Source organism: Shewanella sp. Isolate8 (assembly GCF_022398495.1).
Taxonomy (GTDB): Bacteria; Pseudomonadota; Gammaproteobacteria; order Enterobacterales; family Shewanellaceae; genus Shewanella; species Shewanella aquimarina.
This window is the reverse complement of sequence record NZ_JAKEVI010000001.1, coordinates 1,536,364-1,562,706: the sequence shown is the minus strand read 5'-3', so window position 1 is coordinate 1,562,706 and position 26,343 is coordinate 1,536,364. Positions and strand designations below refer to the sequence as shown.

The following is a 26,343-nucleotide window of genomic DNA, read 5'->3' as shown; positions in this document are numbered from 1 at the left end:
TACTGAGCTAGCCAATCCAAATCTAGCGGATAAGAATTGAAAGCGAGGGAGAGAGCGGATGTCGAGTCTTGAAGTCTGGCTCATCATTATCTTGGTGCTTGGGGTGATCGCCAGCAACCTGGCGGTGCTTAAGTACAGCAGCAAGTTTAAGATGACCCAATTTGGTAAGCCGCATCAAAAACCCGATGCGAAAACTGCGCGCGGTGAGGCAGATCAAGATGCAGGCAAAGATGATGAGACTCGCAAACTCGATACGCCCATAGGTGATAAGCAGGCGAGCAAGACTGACGACGCAGCCAAAGACAAGGATTAAGCGCTCTCTGGCGCCAACTTAGCTTTCGCCGTCATTCGCTGATAAGAGCTGCTGATAAGAGCTGCGAGTAAAAACTGCTATCAAAAGCTACAACAAGACAAAGGCTTACCTAGGTAAGCCTTTTCTATGTGAAGGCCCCTCTGCTTATAAGGGCCTTCAATCACTGAAACAGTTTTGCCCTGTGTCCCAAGGGCTGGGTGTCATCACGACTCAACACCAAGGTGTAGTTGCCGGTTTGATCGATCGCCATAGCGCCCGATTGATATACTAAGGTCAGAGTGCCATTCTCTTCCTTATGGACCAAGCTGATATCATAGTCCCCGCTCGGCAGGTTGATTTGCGCCAGCTCGGTAAAGCTCAAGTAAGTCAGCTTATAGACAGCCGTGTCAATCGTCTCACCTGGGCGCACGAAGTAGAGATCTAGGCTGTCAAAGCTGTCGATAAGATTTGCTACCGACAGGGTATGCTCGAAGGCATTTGGCCTGTGATCGTGGGCAATGGTCATCCCCAGGGTCTGCCCGACGGCATTGTCAAAGATCACCAGTGTCTTACTCTCATCCTGATTAAATGTCACCAAGAGGTTGTTAGCCAGCAGCTCATTGGTGTCACTCGAGAAAACACTCACCCCATAATCATTGTAATCTATCGCCTTGAAATCACTCAGCGCATGGTGCGAGAGCCCAGGTAAGAGAACACTCTCGGCATCGCTACTCAGCTGCAGATCGAGGGCGCTGTCTTGGTTTAACGCGTTATAGACCCTAAATTCGGCATCGGCATCTTGGTTGACATAGGCAACCGGCGTCCCTGTCGAATCGACATTATCGACGATCAACTTAGGCTCTCCAGGGCCGAAACTGTTATGAATGACTAGTTTGTTGACCGTTTCACTGGTCAATATCAACGTACCCGTACGAAATACAGGTTCCGCCTGACCAGGTTCAGTCAGGTACAGCAAGTACTCTCCAGTATCTAGCATCAGGGCCTGGGTATGTTGCATATAACTTAAGTTGCCCAGCAGCTGCGCCTCGTTAAAACTTTCACTCGCCTTGGCCAGATAGAGATCATAGGCGCCCTCGCCCATGGCAGCGTGTATAGCCAAGACCTGCATCTTGCTTTCGTCACTGTCGAGATCGCCGTTGGCCTCATCCATCTCATCTCGCTCATATCGAATGTCCAGGTATTCACTCTTCTCGTAATCGCCGACAAGCACCAAAAGGCGGTTGTCACCTTCCTTAAGATCGAGTGTGAATTCATGAAGCTCGACACTGTCACCGTTGGCGTCATAGCCACGAATGCTAGCGTCGGTTTCCCCTGTTGGATATTCATAGCGAGGCAAGGCATCACTATAAGAAACTGCAGTATAGGCATATTCATCGAGTACCAAATGGCTCGCCACGCTATTTGGCGATGCATTATAAAACTGGATATAGGCAGCCTTATTTTCACTCGACTCATCTGAGCCACAACCGGTGATAACCAGGGCCAAACCCGCGAAAAGTGCCAACTTTAGATTGCATTTTTTAATCAACATAAATTTCCTTAACAGATTAATTACAAAGGCCTTACCTATGACAAACTTTTTGCGTCAAGAAATGTCAACCAGGGTAATAGACTGAAAAGGAAAGCTCGCCGAGTGTATGGTTTAAACGAGCCTGATTAAGCCCTTGTCGGATTAAGTCTCGTCGGAATAAGTCTCGTTGGATTAGCTGCGTTTAGTTAGTTGTAATTGATGGGCTGTGATTGATGGGCTGTATCGGATTGGCTGTATCAGTCTTAGCTAAGTCTCTTTCTCAGCAGCTTAACCGCATCAGTTGTACGGCAGCAATATAAATGCTCGCTTGCCCCATAGCCATAAGGGCAAATACGACGCATGTGGAAAATAAAAAAGCCAGCCCAGATGAGGGCTAGCCTTTTCTCGATATAAACTTAAGCAGGCATTCTTACAATGAGAGTTAAGCTAAGAGTTAAAATGAAAGTTAAGATGAGAGGCGCTGCACCCAGTCCTCGGGATCGGCGACGATAAACTGATAACGTTCACCATTGCTGAGGCTCACCTGGATCCCATCGGGCGTGATAGGCAGAATCCCTGCCCCCTTGCCCCAGCAGGTCTCCACCTTCACTATCTCATTTAAAGGCAGGTGGTATGGGCCGTAGAGGCAGTCTGAGCTGACAGATTTAAAATCCAGCGCTTCGCGGCTCATGGTGAGTCGTCCATCGACTCGAATGGCATTCTTCTGCAGCGTGGCCGGTGCCGATTTGGGCTGACGCTGCGCAGTCTCGATAGATAATGTCATCTGCATTACTCCCTGTTGCATCTAAGTGTTGCATCTAATTGTTGGTTTCACTCTACTATATTCGCCCCTTCTTGTTAATGAGACGTTAGTGTGCAATCGGTTTTGTGGCACTAGCTGTATGGCAAGCTAGGATGACACAGACAGTGATTTTCTCTAGCCCCCAGGCTTCCCCTTTACCACTGCCTATTTGTGACTTGGCAGGCATAAAAAAGGCCAATCAAAAAAGATTGGCCTTTGAACTTACTCATCACTCGTACTATTTGCTAATACTAAACACTAATACTAAGTCCTAATACTAAGAACTAATACTAAGAACTATTACTCAGTCCTAATACCAAGCGCTAATCTGGGCGCTAATCGGCATTTCGTAAGCCTGACTCATGATGTGTATCTAGTGCAAGTTCAGCCTCGAGACGTTGGCTGATCTCTTCTGGCGAACCTGTATTTCGCGCGATCAAGCCATAGGCAACCGGGATCACCAGCAGGGTAAAGAAGGTCGCCAGAATAATACCCGACAATACCACCACGCCTATGACGAAACGCGTCTCGGCGCCCGCCCCTTGAGCCATCACCAGTGGTATGGCTCCAGCCGCCGTGGTGATCCCCGTCATCAAGATGGGGCGAAGACGCTGGCTGGCCGCTTGGATGATCGCCGTATCGAACGCAATGCCTTTATCACGCAGCTGATTGGCAAACTCGACGATCAAGATACCGTTCTTGGCCGCGAGTCCCACCAGCATGATGATACCGATCTGGCTGTAGATGTTCAGGCTCTGGCCTGTCAGCCAGAGGCCGATTAGGGCGCCCAGGGTGGCCAGAGGTACGGTCAGCATGATCACCATAGGGTGAATATAGCTCTCGAACTGCGCCGCAAGCACCAAGAAGACGATGCCTAGCGCCAACAGGAAGACGAAATACATGGAGTTACCCGATTCCTGATAATCCAGCGATTGCCCCTTGTAGCTGATCACCGCCTCGGCCGGCAGATAGGTGTAGGCCAGATCGTTGAGGTAATCGAGCGCCTCACCCAGGCTATAACCATCGGCTAGGTTGGCCTCTATGGTGATGGCGCGCATACGGTTGTAGCGGTTTAGCTGACTGGCGTCGGCAAACTCCTCCACCGACACTAAGTTAGCTAGGGGGATAAGCTCGCGGCTTCTATCCGAGCGCACATAGATGTTACTCAGATCGCTGGCGGTATTCTGATTATCCCGGTTACCCTCGATGATCACGTCATATTCTTCACCGTCGCGCATAAAGGTGGTCACCAGACGCGAACCCAACATAGACTCCAGAGTGCGGCCGATATGGGAGATAGAGACGCCGAGATCCGCCGCCCTGTCCTTATCGATCACCACCCTCAGCTGCGGCTTGGTTTCCTTGTAGTCATGATCAAGGCCCACCAGATTCGGATTCTCCTTGGCCTTCTCCAGCAATATGTCGCGCCACTTGGCGAGTTCTTCATAGCTTGGGCCGCCCAGCACGAACTGCACCGGCTTACCCACGCCGCGACCGAAGGCCTGACGCATCACGGGAAAAGCGCGCACACCGGCGAGATCCGACAGACGGGCACGAATGTCACCTATGATCTCGAAGGCACTACGACGGGTCGCCCAGTCTTCCAGCACGATAATCGCCATGCCGTTGGAGAAGTTAGCGTTGCGTCCAAAGCCGCGAGGCGCACGGATCAGCAAGCGTTTGATGTCACCGCTTTCGACCAGCGGCATCAGACGCTCCTCGATCTCATCCATATAGGGGGTGATATATTCGAAACTCGCCCCCTGAGGACCGTTGACGATCAGGAACATAGAGCCCCTATCCTCTCTTGGCGCAAACTCCTGAGGTACCTTGGTCATCAGATAGCCGCTAAGCCCTAAGGCGATAACCACCAGGGAGCTGACGATAAAGGGATGGGTCATGGCGCGCTTGAGCGTAGTACGGTAACCCGCAGACAACCAGTTCATGCCCGCATCTATCTTGCGCACCAGCCAAGGATCTTGCCCGGCAGGCTTAAGCAGCTTAGAGCACATCATGGGGCTCAAGGTCAGGGCCACCAGGCTCGAGAAGATCACCGCCGCACTCATGGCCACCGCAAACTCCTTAAACAGCTTACCCAGATCCCCTTCAAGGAAGGTGATCGGCATAAACACAGCCACCAAGACCAGGGTGGTGGCGACCACGGCAAAGGCTACCTCGCGTGAACCGAGAAAAGCCGCCTTCAGTGGTGAGTCGCCCTCCTCGATGCGTCTGTGGATGTTTTCCAGCACCACGATGGCGTCATCCACCACCATACCGATGGCCAGGATCATCGCCAGCAGGGTCAGCAGGTTAATGGTGTAACCCAGGGCGTAGAGCACGATAAAGGTTGCCATCAAGGACACAGGCACGGTCAACGCCGGGATCAGCATGGCGCGCACGCTGCCAAGGAAGAGATAGATCACCACAATTACCAGGAACATGGCGATAAACAGGGTCTGGTACACCTCCTTGATGGAGGCCTCGATAAACACAGAGCTATCGTAGGAGCGTTTGATCTCCATGCCCGCAGGCAGTGTCGGATTGATCTTGTCCACTAGGGCGTTGGCGGCGCGAGCCACCTCTAGGGTGTTAGAGGTAGACTGCTTGGAGATCCCAAGGCCAATCATGGCCTCACGGTTACCGCGGAAGGTGATGCGCTCCTCTTCCGAGCCTATCTCTACCTTAGCCACGTCGCCGAGTTTGATGAGATAACCATCTTCCCCTTCGGCCAGCACCAGATTATTGAAATCTTCCGCCGTCTTGAAGGTGCGCTCCAGGCGCACGGTAAAGTGTCTATCTTGGGATTCCACCGAACCTGCCGGTAGCTCGACGTTCTCCGAGCGCAGCACAGACTCGATATCCGACACCGTCAGATCTCGGGCCGCCAGGGCCTGACGGTCGATCCACACCCGCATGGCGTACACCTTACCCCCACCGATACGAATATTGGCCACGCCGTCGATCACCGAGAAGCGATCCACCAGATAGCGGCGGGCATAGTCGGTGAGCTGCAAGGTATTCATCTGATCCGAGACCAAGTTGAGCCACATGATTACCTCATCACCGCCATTGGCCTTCTGAACCTCTGGGGGATCGGCCTCTTCCGGCAGGTTATTGAGCAAACCCGAGATGCGGTCGCGCACATCGTTGGCCGCCGCCTCGATATCCCGGCCGACGTCAAACTCTAGCGTCACAGATGAGCGACCATCGCTGCTGGAGGAGTTGATGTTACGTATCCCCTCCACGCCACTGATCCTGTCTTCCACCAGCTGAGTGATACGACTCTCCACCACAGCCGCACTGGCGCCGCGGTAGCTGGTCTGCACCGAGACGATAGGCGGATCGATATTGGGATACTCGCGCAAGGGCAGCTTTTCGAAGGAGACCAGACCGAAGGCGATCAGGAGTATGCTGATGACGGACGCAAAAACCGGTCGTTTTACCGACAAATCCGTCAAGATCATGCTAGCGGCTCCACCTTAGCTTGTTGGTTGAAACTAAAGTGTTCACTGTACTGCACCTTAACCGTATCTCCTGGGCGCACCTTGAGGATGCCACGCACCATCACCTGCTCGCCCACCTCGACGCCGCCGACTATCTCTACCCAGCCGCGCTTACGTAGGCCTAGTTGCACCTGACGACGCTCGACCACGTTTTCTTCGTTCACCAGATAAACGAAGTGATCTTTCTGAATAGGAATAATCGCCGCTTCTGGAATGATAAGCGCTTCGCGGCTCTGCTTGATCAGCTTCACCTTCATCAACATACCGGGCAGCAGGCGCAGCCCCTTGTTGGGGATCTCGGCCCTGACCGTCACGGCGCGAGTCGTCGGATTGACCCGGCTATCGACAGACACCACCTTACCGGTAAACAACTCGCCTTCGAAGGCCACGGCACTGGCCTCGACCGACTTACCAATAGCCAAAGACTGCAGGAAGCGCTCCGGCACTGAGAAATCCAGTTTGATGGTGGAGATATCATCTAAGGTGGTGATAACAGTGCCTGGGGTCACCAGGCTCCCCTGACTCACCTGACGCAGACCCAGGCGTCCCGAAAACGGCGCCAAGATGCGTCTGTCTTTGAGGGAGGATTCGGCCTGTTCTAACTCGGCCTTGGCGGTATCGATAAGGGTCTGCAGCCTGTCACGCTCCAATGCAGCGACCGTCTGGCTGGTCACCAGGGAGCTGATCCGCGCCAGTTCGCGCTGATGATCTTTCATCTTAACCCGGGCCACTGTCACACGGGCGATCTGTTCTCTGTCTTGCAAACGTACCAGAAGCCGGCCCTTCTCCACCATCTGACCGTCGCTGAAATTAATCTCGGTTACCATGTCGGTAACCTTGGGGGTCACAGTGATAGATTCGTTTGCCTTACCTGTACCCAAGGCCTCAACTTCGTCGCGAATAGGCTGCATTTCGGCCTTTGCCACCACCACATTCGGCGTGGGTCGCCCGCGCGGCCCCTTAGGCGTTTCGGTTTGCTGAGTGAAATAGTAGGTGGCGGCGCCTGCCGCTAAAAGCATTGAGATTATTATCGTTTTTTTCATCAATCTTCCGAAAGAATGCGCATTATGTTATCGGTAGTTTACCTTGGAATGTAGGTGCTTCAAGGCGTTTTACCTTTGCTTACAAACTTAATACACCATTTACATTTTTGCCCGCCATGAGGCACAAAAGAGTATAGTATCAATCGCTAAATGATACGCTTGATCATCTAAAGAAGGGCGACTGAGTCAGCATAAGCAGCAGCTTTTCCTCGCTAACGGAGGGATTCATAAACTCCCCCTGACCATAGTCACAACCAAACAACAGTAACGTCTGATATTGCTCGCGGGTTTCTATCCCCTGAGCCAGAGTATCGATATTCAAGCTGCTGGCGAGATTGATGATGGTCTCTAAGATCATTTGGTTATCGTATGCCATCTTCATGGGACTGATGAGTCCCTGGGCTATCTTGAGGCGATCGAACCTGAGTGTCTGCAAATACCCAAAGCTTGCATGGCTGGCGCCCGCGTCATCCAGGCTCACCAGTACGCCGAGGGACTTTGCCCTGGCAATACAGTGCTTCACCTTGTCGAAGCCGGCGACTATGCTGGCCTCCGGGATCTCTAAGCCCAAGAATTTGGCCAGATCCTCCCCCTTTGTTACCATCCCCTCCAGTTCATCAAACAGAGCACTGCCGTCACTGGCGAGATTCACGCTCACGCGAAAGTCCTCAGGATAGGTGCCGTGATAGCGTTTGAGATGGGCCAGTATAAGCCTGGCGACCACAGCATCGACCAGCTGAAGGGCCCCCTGGCGGCGCAGCGGCGCCAATAATCGCCGGGGCGAAATGATTCCATATCTGGGATGCTCCCAGCGCAGCAGCGCCTCGGCGCCGATCAGTTTGCCATCCTTGAGCCGGTATTGAGGTTGAAAGCTGAAATAGAGTTCCTCCTGGGCGGCGGCCTGCTGAAACTCCTGACAAATCTGCGTCTCTTGCAGCTCGGTCTGCTCACCACTGCTGAACACACAAAGACGCTGCCGCCCCATCAATTTTGCCCTAAGCAGCGCCTGATCGCCCCTGCGCAGCAGATCTGACGCCCGCATCCCGGATGAGAAGCAGGTCACCAGCCCCAGGCTAACCGACAGCGCGATAGAGATCCCGCCAAGATCCAACACCGCCTGCATCTGCTCACGCAGGGCTTCGACCCGCGCAAGGCACTCAGATTCAGAGTCGATACCCATCAAGAGCAGGCCAAATTGATCCCCCCCCAGCCGACAAATGGTGTCCTGGCTCGCGATAGCTGCCTCTGTGCGCTGTGCAAACACCTTTAGCAGCTCATCTCCTAAATGATGGCCATAGGTATCGTTCACGGCCTTAAAGTGATCTATGTCGAGCAGCACTAGGCCGAGCCCTTTGGCAGAAACGCCATTTTCAGCGGCTTCATTGAGCTTAGCGATCGCCTGATTTAAGCGGTCGATAAAAAGCATGCGATTGGGTAGCTTAGTTAAGCCATCATAGAGGGCCATCTGAGTCAGGTTGGCCTTAACATTCATACGGCTAATGGCATTGCGTATATGTTTGGCGCAAAACACCAGCAGCCTTTGGTCTGCGTCACTATAGCGATAGCCGCCTTGATAACTCTGCACCACTAAGATACCGCGAAACGCCTCATCGCCGAAGGGTACACCGAGCCAGGCCCTTGGCATAGCGCCATTGATCGTTATCTCTCCCTGATCCACCAAGGCCTTAATCTGCGCCTCGTCCACCAGGAGTGGGTTGTTTCTCAGCAGCGTGTAGGCGGTGATCCCAAGGCATGAGGGTAACAGCGGCAATTCGGTATCTTCGGCGAGCTGGTCATATTGATCCACATGATAGGGAAAGTGCAGCCTTTGGCCATCTTCACTCAGTAGCGCGACATAGAAGTTATCCGCCTTGATCAGGCGGGCGATACAGGCGTGTAGCCTTTGGTAGAAGGCTTTAATCGAGTCGGTCTCGAAGATGATCTCCGCGATGGCAAACAGGGTGTCTTGGATCTTACTGGCATATTCCAGATCCGCCACCCGCTTTTGCAGTGTCACCAGATTGTTGGCCCTGTGGATCTTCAGCGCAGCGATGGAGGCAAGGGCAAACAAGATGCGCTCATGCTGAGAGGTGTAAAAATTCTTCTTAGGATGCTCGGTGTCTATCACCCCTATCAGTTCACCATCCATCAACATGGGCACCGCAAGCTCTGAAAGCCTGGGGGCGTCATCGACGATATAGTTAGGAAACTGCCGGGTATCACCGACGAGCAAGGGTTGTTTGGTCTTAGCCACTGTGCCGACAACGCCCTCCCCCAGCTTGAGTTCGATAGGCGCGAGGATCTCATGACCGCTAGGGTTCTTATCGCCGAAGCTGGCCTTCTGCATCAAGACGCCCCGCGCAGGATCCAGCAGGTAGACGACCACATCATCAAACCCAAGCTGGGAAACCACATTTTGTGCCAGGTGCCAAAGGATCTCATCTACCCCGCTTAGCGAGAGCATGTCGATAGCAAACTCACTGATAATCTTCAGATATTTTGCGTCTACATCCTGCAGTGGCACCTTAGCTGGCATCTCAACCTCGGTTAAACATTTCCGTCAATCTAATGACTGATAATATCACTAACTATATGGCATAGATGCTTGGCTCGCCATCGGCCGCCACAGGAAACGGGGCGCAGGAACACGATGTGGGAAACAGGCTGAATAGCTCCATGATGCCCAACACAGAGGGACTAACGCTTACGCACAAAGCGTATTTAAAGGACTGCGAAAGCACGGCTAACGAATAGCGGCATGCTTCCAGCCACTTTATGGCGCGCTAGACTGAAGAGGAGAAACAAAAAAGAGGCCTCATGGCCTCTTTTTATTTGGATAAGCTTATCTGAGTCTATCTGACTTTGCGGTCTTCACTCATCAGCTCGGCCATGCCATCGTATACGGCCTCGACCACAGCATTACTCACCGGAGCATCTTCCTTGTCTTTCAGGTAGATGCGAGTCTTGGCATTATCACGCTTATCTTGCTCAATTTGCAGGCGATAGGACCCTTCTTCCATCGGCAGCTTCTTATCGCTCCACAATGAACTCCAGAAACCTGAATCATCGCTCACGTTGATATAATAAAGCCCCTTGTTGCTATCCATATCGACGATTTCAAAGCCTAGCTCTGGCAATACGATTCGCAGACGATCCCAGGTACGGCTGTAGCTGGCATCTGCCAACCAGTAGCTCTGCACTGGCGTCTCATCTTCGGCCACAGTTGGAGCCTTCACCAAGTCTACCTCGATGCCCAAGCTCTCACGCAGGCGCTTGGCCTTGATCGCCTTCGCACGCTTCACGCTCATGTAGGCGATGGTGTTGTTAAGCATATCAACCGTATAGCGACGCTTATCTTCACCGGTCAGCAGGATATCCTGCGCCTTACCATCGAAGCTCTCTTCGTGATCAATCAATTCGATAGAAAGGTTACCGCTACGGCCATGTGGACGCACATTGACGGTGAAACGATAGCGTTGACGTACCGAGTAAACCTCGTCGGCACCCCACATAGATGAGTCGATAACTTCTTGATTTTCAATCCAATCAGTTTCGATAACACCGGTTTCTCTATCCTCTTTGAGGATCTTGATCTCGTGCTGACTAAAATATTCATCCAAGATGCCGAACAGCTCGCTGCGCAGGTCGATATCGTTATCGATAGACTCGACCACGATCTTGATGCTGTCGCTAGACTCTTCCACATGGGTACCTTCTGCCATCGGCAGTACCTGTAGCGGTGGACGAATATCGAGTTTCTTGCCAACTAAGGTCTTATCGACCTTACTGCCAACCTCAGGAATATCGTATTCGGTGTTATATTTCGGCTGATTCAACCCTTCTGGGATCACCAGTTTAGGCGCAGCCGTCACAGTGGCATATTCGTCATTGCCATTGGCCTGACGTCTGTCGATAGGCGTGCTGCAGGCCGTTACGGCGGCAACCAGTAAGATTGGAGTAACTTGCTTTAGCATCTAATTATTGAACCTCTATTCCGGCATTCTTCATCGCTTCTAGCAACAGACCATGATATTGCTCGGAAAGTTCCGTTAATGGCAAGCGAATATGTCCTTGACTGATCAAGCCCATACGGTGCGCCGCCCATTTCACAGGGATAGGATTGGCTTCACAGAAGAGCGCGCCGAACAGCTCTTTCATTGGCGCCTCAGCCTTGAGGGCACCTTCGAGATCGCCCTTAAGGGCCGCGTCGCACATCAGCTTAAACTGCTTAGGCACTATGTTATTCGCCACAGAGATCACGCCATTGCCACCCAGGGTCAGAAACTCACGGGCCGTCGCGTCATCACCGCTATAGAGCATGAAGTCATCACCACAAAGCTCACGCAGCTTTGCCACGCGGCTGAGATCGCCGGTCGCCTCTTTTAGGCCGATGATGTTTGGCACCTCGACCAGCTGGGCGACGGTTTCAGGCAACATATCCACCGAGGTACGGCCGGGCACGTTGTAAAGAATTTGTGGAATATCGGTCGCGGCCGCGACGGCGCGATAATGGGCCACCAAGCCTTTAGGTGTCGGCTTGTTATAGTAAGGCGTCACGCCTAACATGGCGGCCACCCCAAGATTGGCCTGCGCCTTGGTCAGCTCGATCGCTTCGGCGGTGGCATTTGCGCCGTTACCACCGATAACAGGAACGCGTCCGGCGGCAAATTTTACCGTGTGGGCAACCACTTCAATATGTTCTGAAAGAGGTAAAGTGGCAGATTCGCCGGTCGTGCCGACGGCAACGATGGCGTCAGTACCCTGTTCAATATGGTACTCAACCAACTTCTCGAGACTTGCATAATCGACTGAGCCATCACGATTCATGGGTGTGATTAAGGCTACGATGCTTCCGTTTATCATGTGATTTCCCCAAGGATTCAGGACTGGCTATGGTACTGATGCTCACAGGTAAAAACAAGCATAAGTATCCCTAGATCACAGAGAATGATAACACCGCTCCCCATAGGTCAAATGTTTGACTCTTTATCACGACAGGGATCTCAAAACTGATAACTTGTGATAGCATAAGCCTCCTTAAAAAACGCCGAAAATGTCAATCGACGCTTATTTGTACAACGAGTTACCAATCAATGGGGGAATTTCATGTCCAATCATCTGGTCGTTACCGCACTGGGTTCTGATCGTCCTGGTATCGTCAGTAAATTTGCCAGACTCGCAAGCGAATGCGATTGCGATATCGTCGATAGCCGTATGGCCCTCTTTGGTGGTGAGTTTACCTTGATCATGATGATTTCAGGCGCCTGGGCATCGATCACTAAGATGGAAGCCAGCCTCCCTGCCCTGAGTGTCGAGCTTGGGCTGCTAACGGTAATGAAACGCTGCTCACAGCATACGCCGCCAAACTATGTTTCACGCCTGGAAGTGACCTTTAACGGTAAGGACCAGCGTGGCACCATGAAGCGTATCACCCAGTTCCTGGCCGATCGTTCGCTGGATCTGGCCGCCGTGCGCTCCCATGCCGAAGAGACATCAGACGGCGAGCCGGTGCAAAATGTCTTCTTAACCATCAATGTGCCAGAGAAGGTGGATATCGAAAAACTCGAACAAAATATCGCCGCCCTCGCCGAAGAGATGAACCTAAGCTGCCATATCGAACGTATGCAGGGTATCGAAACACAACCTAAGGATGACCTATGAAAACCTTAACCCAGGGCGAAATGGCGCCTAACTTTACCCTACAAAACCAGGCCGATGAGACAGTCTCCCTCAGCGATGCCCTCAAACAGGGCCCTGTACTGGTCTATTTTTATCCAAAGGCCCTGACCCCCGGCTGCACAGTGCAGGCCTGCGGCTTAAGAGACAGCAAACCAAACCTCGACACTCAGAAGGTCACCGTATTTGGCATCAGCCCGGACCCAGTGGCCAAGCTTGCCCGCTTCGCCGATAAGCATGAGCTGAATTTCAGCCTGCTCAGCGATGAAGATCATAGCGTTGCCGACGCCTTCGGTGTCTGGGGTGAGAAGAAATTTATGGGTAAGATCTATGACGGCATTCACCGCCTCAGCTTCCTGATAGGTCAAGACGGTAAGGTGGCCCATGTGTTTAATAAGTTTAAGACCAAAGACCACCATGAGGTTGTCTTGAATTATATTCAGGAAAATAGCTAGCACACGCTCATTTTCGACAAAAAAGCCGGCAATGCCGGCTTTTTTATTATTAGTTAACCTGTCTGGCTAACCTCGTCACTGTACTAACTCAATACTCTACTCACTCATTACTGTACTAAATCATTTAAGTATTTGCTCATTTAAGTAGTTAGCTCAGAAGTATTCGCCTAGCTAAATATCAACCAAAGAAGGCGCTAACATAGGGCCACAACAGCGCCGCAGCTATGCTCCACATGGTGAGGAAGATGAACCTGTCTAAGTAACACCATGCCTTGGGTCGCTTGAACAAGGGGCTTAGGTACCTTGCGCCTAGGCTAAGGGCAAAGAACCACACAAAAGAGGCCAGTACGGCGCCGGCGCCAAACAGATGCCTGTCCTCCTGCTCAAACTGGGTACTGATGCTACCCAGCAACACCACGGTATCCAGATACAGATGCGGGTTAAGCAGGCTGATCCCCAGGGTCGTTAACAGTGCAGCCCTCAGCGTATCAGCCCCCTGAGTCGACTCGGTATCCAGGCCTTGTGCATGGAAAGAGGCCTGTAAGGCCCGTCCGCCATAGACCAGCAGGAAGGCCGCCCCACCTAGGCTCGCGATATCCTTGATTAAAGGAAAGGCCAGAATCAAATGTCCCAGGCCCGCCACACCTGCAGTGATCATCACGGCATCGATAAAAGAACACAGTGCGGCGATAGGCAATGAATGGGCCCGCTTTAACCCTTGTTTCAATACGAAGGCATTTTGCGCCCCAACGGCGATGATTAGGCTACCACCGACCCCAATCCCCTGAATGAATGCTTGCACGAGAAAACTCCAAAAAGAACCACGACTAATTTCAGGGCGCAAGCATAGCTAGCTTCTAAAAATAAACCTAGCTAATAAATTTAATGTATCATTAGTCAAACTTATAATGATAATTTGGATGTTTCGATGCTGGATTACGCCCACCTGAAAGCCCTGAGTGTAGTGATCGCCGAAGGCGGCTTCGAACGTGCCGCCAAGGCACTGTTTATCACCCAATCGGCGGTGTCCCAGCGGATCAAGGCGCTGGAAGAGCGAGTCGGCCAGACCCTGCTTATTCGCAGTAATCCGGTACAGGCGACCCCTATGGGCAAACGCCTGCTCAGACACTATGCTCAGGTGAGTTTGCTGGAGAGCGAGCTGAGCGCCGAGATAGACGCCGATGACCCTTCGCTGCCCACCGTGGTGAAGATCGCCGTCAATGCCGACAGTCTCGCCACCTGGTTTCTCCCGGCCCTCGCCGAGCTGTTTAAGCGCCACCGCTGGCTGCTGGAGCTGATTGTCGATGATGAGTCTTACACTCACCATCTACTCAAAAGCGGCGAGGCGGTTGGCTGCGTGACGACCACAGAAGCGCCATTGGCCGGTTGCTCAAGCGAATATCTTGGCCAGATGGAGTACCTGTGCGTCGCGACCCAGGACTTTATTGAAGACTACTTTACAGGCGGCGTGACACAGAGCCGCCTGCGTCAGGCACCGGCCGTGGTGTTTTCCACCAAAGATAAGCTGCATGAAAAATTCTTAGGGGAGCATTTTGCCATAGAACCTGAGCAATGGCAGGAGCATCAGATCCCCTCTTCCGAGAGCTTTCTCGAGGCGATATTACTCGGCATGGGTTATGGCCTGGTGGGTCATCTACAGGCCAAGCCGCTGCTGCAAAGCGGCGCGCTTAAGCTCATCGCCCCTGACTGCACCATGAAGGTGCCCCTCTACTGGCAGCACTGGAACATTAAGGCCAAACAGACCACACTGGTCTACCGCGCCCTGGCGGCAACCGCAAAACAGGCTTTAAAATAGCAAGCCAATCAGCCTATAGCTGAAAATGGCGGCCAGGTGCGGTGACATAAAAGGAGCCTTATGGCTCCTTTAGGATTTCGATTGAGTTTAGACGGCGCCCTGCTCTGTTTCGGCCTCAGGTTTATCGGCCTTAGGCCAGGCGTTAACCACCGCCTTCACCAAGGAGGCAAGCGGAATGGCGAAGAATACCCCCCAAACTCCCCAGAGCCCACCGAAAACCAAGACGGCCGCGATGATAAACACTGGGTGCAGATCCACCGCATCGGAGAAGAGGATGGGCACCAGCAGGTTACCATCGAGCGCCTGAATGATACCGTACCCCAGCATCAGATAGCCAAATTCCGGGCTGATCCCCCACTGGAAGAAGGCAACCAGGGCGATCGGCAGGGTCACCAGTGTCGCCCCCACATAGGGGATTAACACGGAGAAGCCGGTGAACACGCCGAGCAGCGCGGCATAGCGCAGATCCATGACGGCGAAGAAAATATAACTGGCGGCGCCGATGATCACAATCTCAATCACCTTGCCGCGAATGTAGTTAAAGATCTGCTGATTCATCTCCAGCCATACCTTACGGGCCAGGTCGCGGTTGGCGGGGATGAAACGCTTACTGCCCCGGATCAGCTCATCTTTATCCTTGAGGAAGAAGAACACCAACAGGGGCACCAAGATGGCGTAGACCATGAGTACCAACAGCGAGGCAGAGTAACCGATCAACTGTTTACCCAGATCCAGTATGTGCTGGGTATCCAGCAACTTCTTAAGCTCGCCGACAGAGGCATCGAGCTGCTCCACACTTAAGAATTGCGGATACTGATCGACTAACCCTTTGAGGGTGATTAACCCCTTATCCAACATGGTCGGCAGATCCGTCACCAGGGCTACCCCCTGGCGCCAGATGCTGGGCACTAAGCCAAAGGTGATCAGCAGCATCACCCCAACAAATAGCACGAGTACCAGAGAGGCGCCTGTGGTGCGATTGATGCCAATCTTGACCATCTGGGCGACCGGCCATTCGAGCAGAAATGCCAGCACCAGGGCGACCAGCAAGGGAGCCAATAGTCCGCCTGCAAAATAGATGGTCAGGGCGATCCCCAGCAAAATCAGCATCAGGGTCACCGCTTGGGGATCACTAAATCTCTCTTTATACCAATTGGTAATGAATGAAAACATCTACTCTTCCTAATTTAGAAACCAAGATCTGCCGCCCTGTAAACAGGTGCCCAATGGGCCACCTTAAGCAGGCAAGATTGGATTTACAACGCAAGGCTTGCAACATAAAGTTTGTCACATAGGCCTTGTAATATAGGCTCTGCAATATCGAGCATCATGAAAAATAATTAATCGGCGCCTGTGGGTCTCTCTTTACCTAGCCTAACCTGGCCCGATACCTAAACCTGACTAAGGTACCTTACTCAGGTAAAACTAATCGCCTCGCGTTATCGACAGCTCCAAGAGCTCAGCATCATTTTGTATTTCAACATATTGCCAGTTGGCCTTCTCAAGGAACCTGGGCACATCCTGGCGCGAACCACTGTCTTTAAGCTGTACCCGCAGCACTTCGCCACCGGGCAACTGCTTGAGAGCCATCTTTAGCTTAACTAAGGCCAGTGGACATCGGTAGTGGGTTAAGTCAATAAAAGTCATAATGATCTTGCTAAAGGCAAACTCGGGCTATTATCCTAAGTCTCCAGTGAAACCACAAGCGAACAATGGCAGCAACTCGCTTGCCACATCTGCCAGACAAACGGAACTAATTAGCTTGCTGTGGTTCCAACTAAACAGACCCAGTTATCTATAATCGCTAAGGATAAGTTTGAGTAAAGTTAACAAAGCAAAATCCCTGGTTGCCGGCGCCTTGTCGATGGCCCTGTTCTCTATCGTCCCCTTAGGATTTGCCAATAATGATCTGCCGGATCTAGGCACCGCGGCGGTGAACACCTTTAGCCTGGAGAAGGAAAACAGTTACGGCGACGCCTATATGCGGGTGATCCGCTCATCGGCGCCCATGCTTAACGATCCTGTGCTCAATCAATACCTAACCGAGCTGGGTAACCGTCTGGTGGCCCATGCGACTGGCGTGAAGACTCCCTTCTATTTCTTCTTGCTAAGAAACGATGAGATCAACGCTTTCGCCTTCTTCGGCGGCCATGTGGGCGTGCATACGGGATTGTTCCTCAATGCCGATAACGAGAGCCAGATAGCCTCGGTACTGGGCCACGAGATCACCCACGTGACCCAGAGACACCTGGCGCGCTCTCTCGAGGCGCAGCAGAAGAGTTCTCCCGCAACTATCGCGGGCCTGCTCGGCGCAATTTTGCTCACCATTGCCGCACCTCAGGTGGGGATGGCCGCCATGGCGACCACTCAGGCACTGGCGACTCAGGCACAGATCAACTACACCCGCCTACACGAGAAGGAGGCAGACCGTATCGGCATGCAGATCCTGGTGGACGCGGGGTTCGATCCTAACGGCGCGGCAGACTTCTTTTCCAAGCTAGCCACTCGCTACCGCTTTACCACCAAGCCGCCACAGATGTTGCTGACCCACCCGCTACCAGAATCACGTATCGCAGAGGCCAGAAACCGGGCGGCGCAATATCCCCACAGATATGTGCCCGATAACCTGGATTTTCAGCTGGCCAAGGCGCGTATTCAGGTGCGCTTCTCCAGTTACAGCGAAGAGGCGGCGCTCGCCCTGTTTAACGACCAGATCAGGAAGCACAGCTACGAGTTTGAGGAGGCGGCCCTGTACGGTAAGGCACTTGCCCTGCTGCGTGCAGACAAGGCCAAGGAATCTGAGGTCATCATAGACCAGCTACTCGCTAAGGATCCCAACAACCTGTTTTATATCGATACTAAGACAGATCTCTTGCTTGAAAGGCATGAACACCAACAGGCGATCGATCTACTCACACGAGAGCGTAAGCTAAAGCCCACCTCTCAGGTGATCAATATCAACCTGGCCAATGCGCTGATCGAGAGCGGTCAAGCGAAGCAGGCCATTCCCCTGCTGGAGGATATGATCTTCCTGGATAAGCAGAATCAGCTGCCGCTACAGCTGCTGAGCGACGCCTATAAGCAGACCGGCAACCGTGCCATGGAGCATTTTGCCAAGGCGGAGACCATGGCGCTGGCCGCCGACTATGATGGCGCCATCGATCAGCTCAACTTTGCCTACCGTTTGTCGGAGAAAAATCCGCTGCAGCTGGCAAAAATTGAGGCCAGGATCCGCCAGTTCAAGCAATCTAAGAAGCAACTCGAACTGCTCTAAAGCAATCACAAACTGCTTTAAACCAATAAAGGTGAGCCAAGGCCCTGTGACTCGGCTCACATTTTGCAGTAGAATGACGGCAAATTTCTAGATATGGATAGAACTGCCATGACGCAAGTAAGCATAATTCATAACCCTCGTTGCTCTAAAAGCCGCCAGACCCTGGCGTTGCTTGAAGAGAAAGCCTGCGACATCCAAGTAATCGAGTACCTTAAGACGCCGCTGACTAAGGTAGAGATCCGCAGCATCCTAGATAAACTCGGCCTGGCGCCACGTGAGCTGATGCGCACCAAGGAAGAGGAATACAAGGCGCAAAACCTGGCCGCAGTCACCGATGATGAGGCACTTATCCAGGCCATGGTCGACACCCCTAAGCTTATCGAGCGTCCTATCGTACTGGCTAACGGTAAGGCTGCGATCGGTAGACCCCCAGAAAACGTACTCGCCATTCTTTAAGGCTGAAAGTTCATATGAGCTCAAAGACACTGTTTCAAATTAGCCGCGCCGCCTATGTGGCACTGCTACTGATGATGACCGCCTGGTTCGGCAATCAAGGATTGACTGGTCAATACTCAATGATCTTCAGCCTGCTGTGGATCTTGCCCCTGCTGGCACCGCTTAAGGGGATCTTGACCGGCCAACCCTACACCTACGCCTGGGCGAGCTTCATCATCTGCCTCTACATGTTGCATGGACTGACCTTGCTCTATGTCACCGAGACGGCGCTGGTCTTCGCCATCTGTGAGGTAGCGCTGCTGACCCTCCTGATGTTCACTCTGCCCTTCTACGCACGTATCCGCGGCCGGGAATTAGGGCTTGGACTGAAGAAGCGAAAGAAATAGCATACACAGATACCGAAAAAGGCACCTTAAGGTGCCTTTTTTATGGGTAATCTTCAGTGATTCTTTACCCCGGCAGCGAAACAAGTGCTACAAGCGCAGCATCTCTTTCACGAAGGGAATGGTTAACTTACGCTGATGCACCAGAGAAGCCTTATCCAAGCGGTCGAGCACGTCGAAGAGGGTACGCAGATCCCGCGCCAACCGATTGAGCAGGAAACGGCCCACATCTTCCGGTAACTGCAATCCACGCATCGCCGCACGGCGTTGCAGCGCGGCCAGCTTTTCCTCATCGGCCATAGGTTGCAGCTGATAGGTCAGCCCCCACTGCATGCGAGACACCAGATCCGGCAAGGCAAATCCCGCATCGCTGGCCGTTGCACTGGCACTCACCACCAGGGCGCAGCGCTTGTGCTCAGCCACCCGGTTATAGAGATCGAATAGCGCCTCTTCCCACAGGGGATGTCCGGCTATGGCATCGATATCATCTATACAAACGAGATCCAACTGTTCCAGCCCCTCTAACAGCTCGGTAGAGATACTGGCATGAATACCCAGTGGCAGATAGAAGCTGCTGCGATTGAGCTCATTGGCTCTGGCACAGGTGGCGTGCATCAGGTGGGTACGCCCGGCTTTGACCGGCCCCCACAGATATACCGCCTTGTCGGCTCGCCCTTCGGCACATGCCTGTAAGCTCTGGATCAGCTCGTCATTGCCGGCCGCTGGATAATAACTGTTGAAGGTCTCATCGTCGGGCAGATAGACGGGTAAAGAAAGTTGTACCGGAGAATGGGGTGACACGTATAGGGATCTCGATCTTATCTTATGTGTGTATTGCCTGGGCGACCTAATTTAGCACTCAGCCTATTACCATTAGGCGCCCAGCTTACCTTAACGTCCTTGCCAAATATACTCATGGCGCGGAGTCTGTGACGATGATAACGGATCCACCATCTCATCGCCGCCCAATTCAGACTGGCTGTTTAACAAATTGGGATTATCTAACAGAGCCGAACCGTTTGCCGGCTCCATACTGCGGATCTTGGGCTCCAGGCTGATCAAACGATATAGATCTTCCTCGCTGCCGAAGAGCTCCAAAGAAAACTCGGCGCTGATCCCCTGAACCTTGGTCAGCGACACTGACTTAACCGCGCTGAGTTGATGCAGGTACTTCTCGATATCCAGCAGCTGCTGACGGTCGGTGATCTCAACAAAGGTAAGCCGGGTACTGTTGGCCTCACCGCTATCGGCGATGGCATAACGTGCCACATAGTATTGACTGATCGCCCCAAAGATCTCCGAGACTGCCACATCCATCCCCTTCACCTGGGTCGACAGCGTGCTCAAAGGGTTAAATAAAGGCTGATCGCTGCTTGTCGGATAGAGGGCGAGCTGAATATTCACCAGTTCGTCGGGCAAAGTGTCCAGTGACACCATGGCAAAATAGTCACTGCCATAACGCTGACTGGCCTTAGCCACGGTATCGGCAAACATGCCGCGCACATCGGTGACACTGATGGCCATGGCATCATCCAGATCCATCATAGGCAACAACATAGGAACGCCACGGGTCTGAGAGAGGTTGGCAATCTGGCTACGGCTCTCCAACATTGAGGCGTCATTGAGTAGCTCACGCTTGCCTTCATTTTCCTGGGCCAACCACAAGAGTGTTAGTGGTCGTTGCTTGCCCCACACGGGTAACTTAGCCTCACGCAACAGACTGATGATCTTGCTATGGTCGAACGAGGCCTGCAGATACTGCTCGCCACCCTGCTCCAGATATCCGAACTGGCGAATATAGGCGGTAGGCTGAGCAATAGCCTGAGCCACCAGGGGTTCGCTAAGGGCCATGCGATCGCCGGTATTTTTCAACACCACCTCTTCCATCGCCTGGCGTAGCGCCTGATTCTTCACCTGCTGGCTACGGTCGGCGATCTTAATCGCACTTCTATCCAGCTCGGTCACCTCGACGGCCGCTACATTAAGGCTCGCGGCGCAAAGCGCACCGGCAAGCATCACAGATAAAAAACTCTTAAACATCCGTATCTATATCTATTCACGAATACAATGGCGGCAGTGTAACACATAAGCCTTGACCATGCCTGTCTGCAAATAGGGGCAAATTCGCTTTTTTGCCCGCCATTGACGAGGCAGGCCGGAGAATGTGATCAAGATAAGTGCAAATATGCTAGCAAGACGTTAACATTGTGCGGTTTAGCCATAAAAAGAGAATAACAATGAAACGTTTAGCAATCCCCCTACAGGGCGCGCAGATGCTATTTGTCGCCTTTGGCGCCTTAGTATTGATGCCGCTGTTAACCGGGCTCGATACCAACGTCGCCCTCTTTACCGCCGGCATAGGCACCTTGCTCTTTCAGCTCGTGACCAAACGCCAAGTCCCCATCTTTCTCGCCTCCTCCTTCGCCTTCATCGCTCCCATCCTCTACGGTGTACAGACCTGGGGCATTCCCGCGACCATGGGTGGCCTGATGGCGGCTGGATGCGTGTATCTGATACTGGCGACCTTAGTTAAATTTAGAGGCGATGCCTTCATCAAGCGCCTTCTACCGCCGGTTGTCGTCGGCCCGGTGATCATAGTGATCGGTCTTGGTCTGGCACCGGTCGCCGTGAACATGGCCCTGGGCAAGAGTGGTGATGGCGCCCTGGTATTGGTCGACGCCGAACATGCGCTGCTAATCTCGCTCGCCTCACTGCTGACCACTATCACAGTGGCGATCTTTGCCAAGGGTATCGTTAAGCTGATGCCGATTTTGGCGGGCATCATAGTCGGTTATGGCCTCAGCCTCTTCTTCGGTGTGGTAGATTTTTCCCCGGTTGCCCAGGCAAGCTGGCTGGCCATGCCAAACTTTGTGGCGCCTGAGTTTAACTGGCATGCCATCGCCTTCATGATACCCGTTGCCATCGCCCCGGCCGTCGAACATATCGGCGATATCCTGGCGATCTCTAACGTCACCGGCAAAGACTATATGAAGAAGCCCGGCCTGCATCGCACCCTGAGCGGTGACGGCATCGCTACCATTGCCGCATCGGCACTCGGTGGACCGCCAAACACCACCTACTCTGAGGTGACTGGCGCAGTGACCCTGACCAAGGCCTTTAATCCAGCCATTATGACCTGGACCGCCATCACCGCCATCTTGCTGGCCTTTATCGGCAAGCTCGGCGCCCTCATGCAGACCATTCCCGTGCCTGTGATGGGCGGCATCATGTGTCTGTTGTTCGGTTCGATCGCCGCCGTCGGCCTTAATTCGCTGATTAAGAATCACGTCGATCTCAGCGAGCCAAGAAACCTCTGCATCGTGGGTGTCACCCTGGTCTTTGGTATCGGCGGTATGGCATTTGGTATCGGCTCTTTCAGTCTCACAGGTATAAGCCTATGTGGCATAGTGGCCATCACCATGAACCTCTTGCTGCCTGAGGTTCACGCCAATCAGGAGCAGGAAGTCGCCTAAAGACTTCCAAACAGCCACAAAAAAGCCCTTCATGCGAAGGGCTTTTTTACATATCAAGCTGACTGAAGTCAAAATCACTATGGCTAGGCCTTAGCTGTGACTATGCCTTAGCAGTGATTAGGCCTCACCCTCTTGATCTGCATATTTTGCCGCCGTATCGGCGATCAGGGTTTGTAGCTCACCCTTCTGGTACATTTCGGTCAGGATGTCGCAACCGCCGATCAGCTCGCCTTCAACCCAAAGCTGTGGGAAAGTAGGCCAGTTCGCGTATTTAGGCAGCTCGGCACGGATATCGGGATGCTGCAAAATATCAACATAGGCAAATTGAGCACCGCAGTTAATCATGATCTGCGCCACTTGCGAAGAAAATCCACAGCTAGGTAGCTTAGGAGACCCTTTCATATATACGATGATAGGATTTTCAGCAATTTGCTGTTTGATTTTTTCTACAGTTTCGTTTGTGTCCATCTTCTTTCCTAAATTTTGCAGCAAAGCTACGTCAACAAATTTAGTCTATTGTACGCTAGGTTCACAGATAACGAAAACCTACTTTTTTCAGGGTTATTCACTGAGTTAGGATACCGATTGAATTAATCGAAAAAATCAAACAAACAATGATTCACATCACAACTTTATCAGGTAGAATGTGCATCTGTGAGCAAACCTAAAAAGACAATTGAATGTCAATGGAGAAAAAACATGGCTTTTGAATTACCAGCACTGCCTTATGCGAAGAACGCACTCGAGCCCCATATTTCCCAGGAAACCATCGAGTACCACTATGGTAAGCATCACAACACTTATGTAGTGAAACTAAATGGTCTTGTTGAAGGTACTGAACTTGCCGAGAAAAGCCTAGAAGAGATCGTTAAGACTTCTACTGGCGGCATCTTCAACAACGCAGCTCAAATCTGGAACCACACTTTCTACTGGAACTGTCTAGCGCCTAACGCTGGCGGCGCAGCTACTGGCGACATCGCCGCAGCTATCGACGCAGCCTTCGGTTCTTTCGATGCATTCAAGGCACAGTTCACCGATGCAGCCGTTAACAACTTCGGTAGCGCCTGGACTTGGTTAGTGAAGAAGGCTGACGGTAGCCTGGCCATCGTAAACACTAGCAACGCTGCAACCCCACTGACTGAAGAAGGTGTTACCCCCCTTCTGACTGTTGATGTTTGGGAGCACGCTTACTACATCGATTACCGTAACGTTCGTCCTGACTACATGGCAGCGTTCTGGAACCTGGTTAACTGGGAATTCGTTAACAGCAACTTCGCTGCTTAATCTTTCGACCCAGTGTAAAAGGAGCCTCTCGGCTCCTTTTTTATTGCCTAAGAAACAGTACATCTTTGCAAATACGGCCATGTTTACGGTGAGATAAAACCCGCCAACGACTCAGAACTTCCGCTATCTAATACGCATTTTAGATACCTGTGTTTGCTTTGTATCCGAGGAAGAGCTAGCCCCCTAAAAAGGTTACACACAAACCCACACAAATCATCCGCAACAGTTGCAACTATTGCATTTGCAACTGTTTGTCATTGTTTTTATTGTCTTTTTTGATACGCAGATCTCGTTTACAGACTATTATTAGTAGTAGGTCACTGATTTTCAGTTGTCCCTTAAGACATATCGTTGGCTTTTCAGGGGGTGGAACATGGGCATTTTCGAGCATTATCAACAGCGCTATGAAAAAAAACTAGACGAAGAATATTCGCTACAAGAGTTCCTGGCTATCTGTAAAGAAGACAGGATCGCCTACGCATCGGCGGCCGAGCGTTTGCTGACCGCCATCGGCAAGCCAGAGGTCATAGACACCTCTAAAGATCCTGTGCTCAGCCGCATCTTCTCCAACAGACTTATCTCTCGCTATCCCGCCTTTAAAGACTTCTATGGTATGGAAGACGCGATCGAGCAGATCGTCGCCTACCTCAAGCACTCGGCTCAGGGGCTGGAAGAATCTAAACAGATCCTTTATCTGCTCGGCCCTGTGGGCGGTGGTAAGTCATCTCTGGCCGAGAAGCTCAAGTCGCTGATGCAACACGTTCCCATCTATGTCTTGAGCGCCAAAGGGGAACGCAGCCCGGTCAACGACCATCCCTTCTGCCTGTTTAATCCAGAGGAAGATGGAGAGCTGCTTAAGCGCGAGTACAATATCCCAGAGCGCTACCTAAAGACCATCATGTCGCCCTGGGCGGTGAAGCGCCTGCATGAGTTTGGCGGCGATATCTCCCAGTTTAAGGTGGTCAAGGTCTTCCCCGCCATTCTAGATCAGGTGGGGATCGCCAAGACAGAGCCCGGCGATGAGAACAACCAGGATATCTCCTCTCTGGTGGGTAAGGTCGACATTCGCCAGCTCGAGCACTACGCCCAGCATGACGCCGATGCCTACTCCTACTCGGGCGCCCTGTGCCGTGCCAACCAAGGCCTGATGGAGTTCGTCGAGATGTTTAAGGCGCCGATCAAGGTGCTGCACCCCTTGCTGACCGCCACCCAGGAAGGCAACTACAACGGCACCGAAGGCCTGTCGGCCCTGCCCTTCAACGGCATCATATTGGCGCACTCCAACGAGTCGGAGTGGACCAGCTTTAGAAACAACAAGACCAACGAAGCCTTCCTGGATAGGGTCTACATAGTCAAAGTGCCCTACTGCCTGCGAGTGTCAGAAGAGATACAGATCTACGAGAAACTGCTGACCAACTCAGAGTTGGCTCAGGCACCATGTGCGCCCTATACCCTGGAGACGCTGGCGCAGTTTAGCGTACTGTCGCGTATCAAGGCGCCAGAAAACTCTTCTATCTACTCTAAGATGCGGGTCTATGATGGTGAGAGCCTCAAAGATACCGATCCCAAGGCCAAGTCTTATCAAGAATATCGCGACTATGCCGGCGTCGATGAGGGGATGCAAGGGCTATCGACCCGTTTCGCCTTTAAGATCCTCTCAAAGGTGTTTAACTTCGACCATAGCGAGATCGCCGCCAATCCTGTGCACCTCTTCTATGTGCTAGAACGTCAGATCGAACAGGAACAGTTCCCTGCCGAAACGGCTGAGCGTTACATGGAGTTTTTAAAAGGTTATCTCACCCCTAAATATATCGAGTTTATCGGTAAAGAGATCCAGACCGCCTATCTGGAATCCTATTCGGAATATGGCCAGAATATCTTCGACCGTTATGTCACCTATGCCGACTTCTGGATCCAGGATCAGGAGTATCGGGATCCAGAGACAGGCCAGCTGTTCGATCGCGCCGCGCTCAATGCCGAGCTGGAGAAGATAGAGAAGCCAGCGGGGATCAGTAACCCGAAAGACTTCCGCAACGAGATAGTTAACTTCGTGCTGCGTGCCAGGGCCAACAACGAGGGCTCAAATCCACTATGGACCAGCTATGAGAAGCTACGCACAGTGATCGAGAAGAAGATGTTCTCCAACACGGAAGATCTTCTGCCGGTCATCTCCTTCAACACCAAGACCTCTACAGACGACCAGCGTAAACACGACGACTTTGTTAATCGCATGATGGAGAAAGGCTACACCAAGAAACAGGTCAGACTCCTGTCTGAGTGGTATTTACGGGTTCGTAAATCATCTTGATCACCCGTACACGGGGAGCTTGCTCCCCGCTAGTCTTGGGAGGTGCG

Annotated in this window: 23 protein-coding genes; 10 read left to right on the top strand and 13 right to left on the bottom strand. The window is 52.4% G+C overall.

What is annotated here, in order from left to right:
- The first annotated feature begins 58 nt into the window (after positions 1 to 58).
- A complete protein-coding gene (locus tag L1D43_RS06910; protein ID WP_239850444.1) occupies positions 59 to 313 on the top strand; it encodes a DUF2897 family protein in 255 nt (84 codons plus the stop codon).
- Positions 314 to 473: 160 nt separating this feature from the next.
- Here L1D43_RS06910 and L1D43_RS06905 read toward each other — a convergent pair whose 3' ends face one another.
- From L1D43_RS06905 to dapA, 7 genes are all read right to left on the bottom strand, one after another.
- A complete protein-coding gene (locus L1D43_RS06905; RefSeq protein WP_239850443.1) occupies positions 474 to 1,844 on the bottom strand; it encodes a hypothetical protein in 1,371 nt (456 codons plus the stop codon).
- A 445-nt stretch (positions 1,845 to 2,289) separates the two neighbouring features.
- Positions 2,290 to 2,607 (bottom strand): hypothetical protein, encoded by a 318-nt coding sequence (locus L1D43_RS06900; RefSeq protein WP_239850442.1) that lies wholly within the window; start codon positions 2,605 to 2,607, stop codon positions 2,290 to 2,292.
- A gap of 353 nt (positions 2,608 to 2,960) precedes the next feature.
- A complete protein-coding gene (locus L1D43_RS06895; protein ID WP_239850441.1) occupies positions 2,961 to 6,089 on the bottom strand; it encodes an efflux RND transporter permease subunit in 3,129 nt (1,042 codons plus the stop codon).
- Positions 6,086 to 7,171, bottom strand: a complete 1,086-nt coding sequence (locus L1D43_RS06890; protein WP_239850440.1) for an efflux RND transporter periplasmic adaptor subunit — start codon at positions 7,169 to 7,171, stop codon at positions 6,086 to 6,088. Before L1D43_RS06890 ends, L1D43_RS06895 begins: the two co-directional genes overlap by 4 nt.
- 163 nt (positions 7,172 to 7,334) lie before the next feature.
- The gene (locus L1D43_RS06885; protein WP_239850439.1) at positions 7,335 to 9,707 is read right to left on the bottom strand and encodes an EAL domain-containing protein; all 2,373 of its coding nucleotides are present in this window, start codon (positions 9,705 to 9,707) and stop codon (positions 7,335 to 7,337) included.
- Between the two features lie 316 nt (positions 9,708 to 10,023).
- Positions 10,024 to 11,145, bottom strand: a complete 1,122-nt coding sequence (bamC, locus tag L1D43_RS06880; protein WP_239850438.1) for an outer membrane protein assembly factor BamC — start codon at positions 11,143 to 11,145, stop codon at positions 10,024 to 10,026.
- A 4-nt stretch (positions 11,146 to 11,149) separates the two neighbouring features.
- Positions 11,150 to 12,034: a 4-hydroxy-tetrahydrodipicolinate synthase gene (dapA, locus tag L1D43_RS06875; RefSeq protein WP_239850437.1), complete on the bottom strand. Its 885-nt coding sequence runs from the start codon at positions 12,032 to 12,034 to the stop codon at positions 11,150 to 11,152.
- Positions 12,035 to 12,277: 243 nt separating this feature from the next.
- Between dapA and L1D43_RS06870 the strand changes: the two genes are divergently transcribed.
- Together L1D43_RS06870 and bcp are read left to right on the top strand one after the other, a co-directional pair.
- Positions 12,278 to 12,832 (top strand): ACT domain-containing protein, encoded by a 555-nt coding sequence (locus L1D43_RS06870; RefSeq protein WP_041511358.1) that lies wholly within the window; start codon positions 12,278 to 12,280, stop codon positions 12,830 to 12,832.
- A complete protein-coding gene (gene bcp / locus L1D43_RS06865; protein WP_239850436.1) occupies positions 12,829 to 13,302 on the top strand; it encodes a thioredoxin-dependent thiol peroxidase in 474 nt (157 codons plus the stop codon). The genes L1D43_RS06870 and bcp overlap by 4 nt, the downstream gene beginning before the upstream one ends.
- Before the next feature lie 178 nt (positions 13,303 to 13,480).
- Here the strand turns inward: bcp and L1D43_RS06860 are convergent, their stop codons facing one another.
- Positions 13,481 to 14,104, bottom strand: a complete 624-nt coding sequence (locus L1D43_RS06860; protein WP_239850435.1) for a LysE/ArgO family amino acid transporter — start codon at positions 14,102 to 14,104, stop codon at positions 13,481 to 13,483.
- A gap of 126 nt (positions 14,105 to 14,230) precedes the next feature.
- Here L1D43_RS06860 and L1D43_RS06855 point away from each other — a divergent pair, with 126 nt between their 5' ends.
- Entirely contained in the window at positions 14,231 to 15,118 is an 888-nt protein-coding gene (locus tag L1D43_RS06855) for a LysR family transcriptional regulator ArgP (RefSeq protein WP_239850434.1), read from the top strand.
- An 87-nt stretch (positions 15,119 to 15,205) separates the two neighbouring features.
- On the opposite strand, the gene L1D43_RS06850 is transcribed toward L1D43_RS06855, so the two are convergent.
- Positions 15,206 to 16,291 carry an AI-2E family transporter gene (locus L1D43_RS06850; RefSeq protein WP_239850433.1) on the bottom strand — a complete coding sequence of 362 codons (1,086 nt, stop codon included), beginning with the start codon at positions 16,289 to 16,291 and terminating at the stop codon, positions 15,206 to 15,208.
- Positions 16,292 to 16,543: 252 nt separating this feature from the next.
- Positions 16,544 to 16,765: a sulfurtransferase TusA family protein gene (locus L1D43_RS06845; RefSeq protein WP_239850432.1), complete on the bottom strand. Its 222-nt coding sequence runs from the start codon at positions 16,763 to 16,765 to the stop codon at positions 16,544 to 16,546.
- A 217-nt stretch (positions 16,766 to 16,982) separates the two neighbouring features.
- Between L1D43_RS06845 and L1D43_RS06840 the strand changes: the two genes are divergently transcribed.
- From L1D43_RS06840 to L1D43_RS06830, 3 genes are all read left to right on the top strand, one after another.
- The gene (locus tag L1D43_RS06840; protein ID WP_239851071.1) at positions 16,983 to 18,392 is read left to right on the top strand and encodes a M48 family metalloprotease; all 1,410 of its coding nucleotides are present in this window, start codon (positions 16,983 to 16,985) and stop codon (positions 18,390 to 18,392) included.
- A 108-nt stretch (positions 18,393 to 18,500) separates the two neighbouring features.
- Entirely contained in the window at positions 18,501 to 18,848 is a 348-nt protein-coding gene (arsC, locus tag L1D43_RS06835) for an arsenate reductase (glutaredoxin) (RefSeq protein ID WP_239850431.1), read from the top strand.
- A 14-nt stretch (positions 18,849 to 18,862) separates the two neighbouring features.
- Positions 18,863 to 19,234 (top strand): DUF2069 domain-containing protein, encoded by a 372-nt coding sequence (locus L1D43_RS06830; protein WP_239850430.1) that lies wholly within the window; start codon positions 18,863 to 18,865, stop codon positions 19,232 to 19,234.
- 87 nt (positions 19,235 to 19,321) lie between these two features.
- Here the strand turns inward: L1D43_RS06830 and hda are convergent, their stop codons facing one another.
- A complete protein-coding gene (gene hda, locus L1D43_RS06825; RefSeq protein ID WP_041511365.1) occupies positions 19,322 to 20,032 on the bottom strand; it encodes a DnaA inactivator Hda in 711 nt (236 codons plus the stop codon).
- A gap of 90 nt (positions 20,033 to 20,122) precedes the next feature.
- Positions 20,123 to 21,271, bottom strand: a complete 1,149-nt coding sequence (locus L1D43_RS06820; RefSeq protein ID WP_239850429.1) for a DUF2066 domain-containing protein — start codon at positions 21,269 to 21,271, stop codon at positions 20,123 to 20,125.
- 197 nt (positions 21,272 to 21,468) lie between these two features.
- Between L1D43_RS06820 and L1D43_RS06815 the strand changes: the two genes are divergently transcribed.
- On the top strand, positions 21,469 to 22,704 hold the full coding sequence (locus tag L1D43_RS06815) for a uracil-xanthine permease family protein (RefSeq protein WP_041511366.1): 1,236 nt from the start codon (positions 21,469 to 21,471) through the stop codon (positions 22,702 to 22,704).
- A 117-nt stretch (positions 22,705 to 22,821) separates the two neighbouring features.
- On the opposite strand, the gene L1D43_RS06810 is transcribed toward L1D43_RS06815, so the two are convergent.
- Complete coding sequence (locus L1D43_RS06810) at positions 22,822 to 23,172, bottom strand: Grx4 family monothiol glutaredoxin (protein ID WP_011865633.1); 351 nt, start codon at positions 23,170 to 23,172, stop codon at positions 22,822 to 22,824.
- A 231-nt stretch (positions 23,173 to 23,403) separates the two neighbouring features.
- On the opposite strand from L1D43_RS06810, the gene sodB reads away from it, so the two are divergent.
- Together sodB and L1D43_RS06800 are read left to right on the top strand one after the other, a co-directional pair.
- Complete coding sequence (sodB, locus tag L1D43_RS06805) at positions 23,404 to 23,988, top strand: superoxide dismutase [Fe] (RefSeq protein WP_239850428.1); 585 nt, start codon at positions 23,404 to 23,406, stop codon at positions 23,986 to 23,988.
- A 373-nt stretch (positions 23,989 to 24,361) separates the two neighbouring features.
- Entirely contained in the window at positions 24,362 to 26,296 is a 1,935-nt protein-coding gene (locus L1D43_RS06800; RefSeq protein WP_041511368.1) for a PrkA family serine protein kinase, read from the top strand.
- Positions 26,297 to 26,343 lie beyond the last annotated feature (47 nt).

Bases quoted from the DNA above. Each gene is read 5' to 3' on its own strand.
- L1D43_RS06910 (WP_239850444.1), top strand. From the start codon at position 59: ATGTCGAGTCTTGAAGTCTGGCTCATCATTATCTTGGTGCTTGGGGTG.
- L1D43_RS06905 (WP_239850443.1), bottom strand. From the start codon at position 1,844: ATGTTGATTAAAAAATGCAATCTAAAGTTGGCACTTTTCGCGGGTTTG.
- L1D43_RS06900 (WP_239850442.1), bottom strand. From the start codon at position 2,607: ATGACATTATCTATCGAGACTGCGCAGCGTCAGCCCAAATCGGCACCG.
- L1D43_RS06895 (WP_239850441.1), bottom strand. From the start codon at position 6,089: ATGATCTTGACGGATTTGTCGGTAAAACGACCGGTTTTTGCGTCCGTC.
- L1D43_RS06890 (WP_239850440.1), bottom strand. From the start codon at position 7,171: ATGAAAAAAACGATAATAATCTCAATGCTTTTAGCGGCAGGCGCCGCC.
- L1D43_RS06885 (WP_239850439.1), bottom strand. From the start codon at position 9,707: ATGCCAGCTAAGGTGCCACTGCAGGATGTAGACGCAAAATATCTGAAG.
- bamC (WP_239850438.1), bottom strand. From the start codon at position 11,145: ATGCTAAAGCAAGTTACTCCAATCTTACTGGTTGCCGCCGTAACGGCC.
- dapA (WP_239850437.1), bottom strand. From the start codon at position 12,034: ATGATAAACGGAAGCATCGTAGCCTTAATCACACCCATGAATCGTGAT.
- L1D43_RS06870 (WP_041511358.1), top strand. From the start codon at position 12,278: ATGTCCAATCATCTGGTCGTTACCGCACTGGGTTCTGATCGTCCTGGT.
- bcp (WP_239850436.1), top strand. From the start codon at position 12,829: ATGAAAACCTTAACCCAGGGCGAAATGGCGCCTAACTTTACCCTACAA.
- L1D43_RS06855 (WP_239850434.1), top strand. From the start codon at position 14,231: ATGCTGGATTACGCCCACCTGAAAGCCCTGAGTGTAGTGATCGCCGAA.
- L1D43_RS06850 (WP_239850433.1), bottom strand. From the start codon at position 16,291: ATGTTTTCATTCATTACCAATTGGTATAAAGAGAGATTTAGTGATCCC.
- L1D43_RS06845 (WP_239850432.1), bottom strand. From the start codon at position 16,765: ATGACTTTTATTGACTTAACCCACTACCGATGTCCACTGGCCTTAGTT.
- L1D43_RS06840 (WP_239851071.1), top strand. From the start codon at position 16,983: ATGGCCCTGTTCTCTATCGTCCCCTTAGGATTTGCCAATAATGATCTG.
- arsC (WP_239850431.1), top strand. From the start codon at position 18,501: ATGACGCAAGTAAGCATAATTCATAACCCTCGTTGCTCTAAAAGCCGC.
- L1D43_RS06830 (WP_239850430.1), top strand. From the start codon at position 18,863: ATGAGCTCAAAGACACTGTTTCAAATTAGCCGCGCCGCCTATGTGGCA.
- L1D43_RS06820 (WP_239850429.1), bottom strand. From the start codon at position 21,271: ATGTTTAAGAGTTTTTTATCTGTGATGCTTGCCGGTGCGCTTTGCGCC.
- L1D43_RS06815 (WP_041511366.1), top strand. From the start codon at position 21,469: ATGAAACGTTTAGCAATCCCCCTACAGGGCGCGCAGATGCTATTTGTC.
- L1D43_RS06810 (WP_011865633.1), bottom strand. From the start codon at position 23,172: ATGGACACAAACGAAACTGTAGAAAAAATCAAACAGCAAATTGCTGAA.
- sodB (WP_239850428.1), top strand. From the start codon at position 23,404: ATGGCTTTTGAATTACCAGCACTGCCTTATGCGAAGAACGCACTCGAG.
- L1D43_RS06800 (WP_041511368.1), top strand. From the start codon at position 24,362: ATGGGCATTTTCGAGCATTATCAACAGCGCTATGAAAAAAAACTAGAC.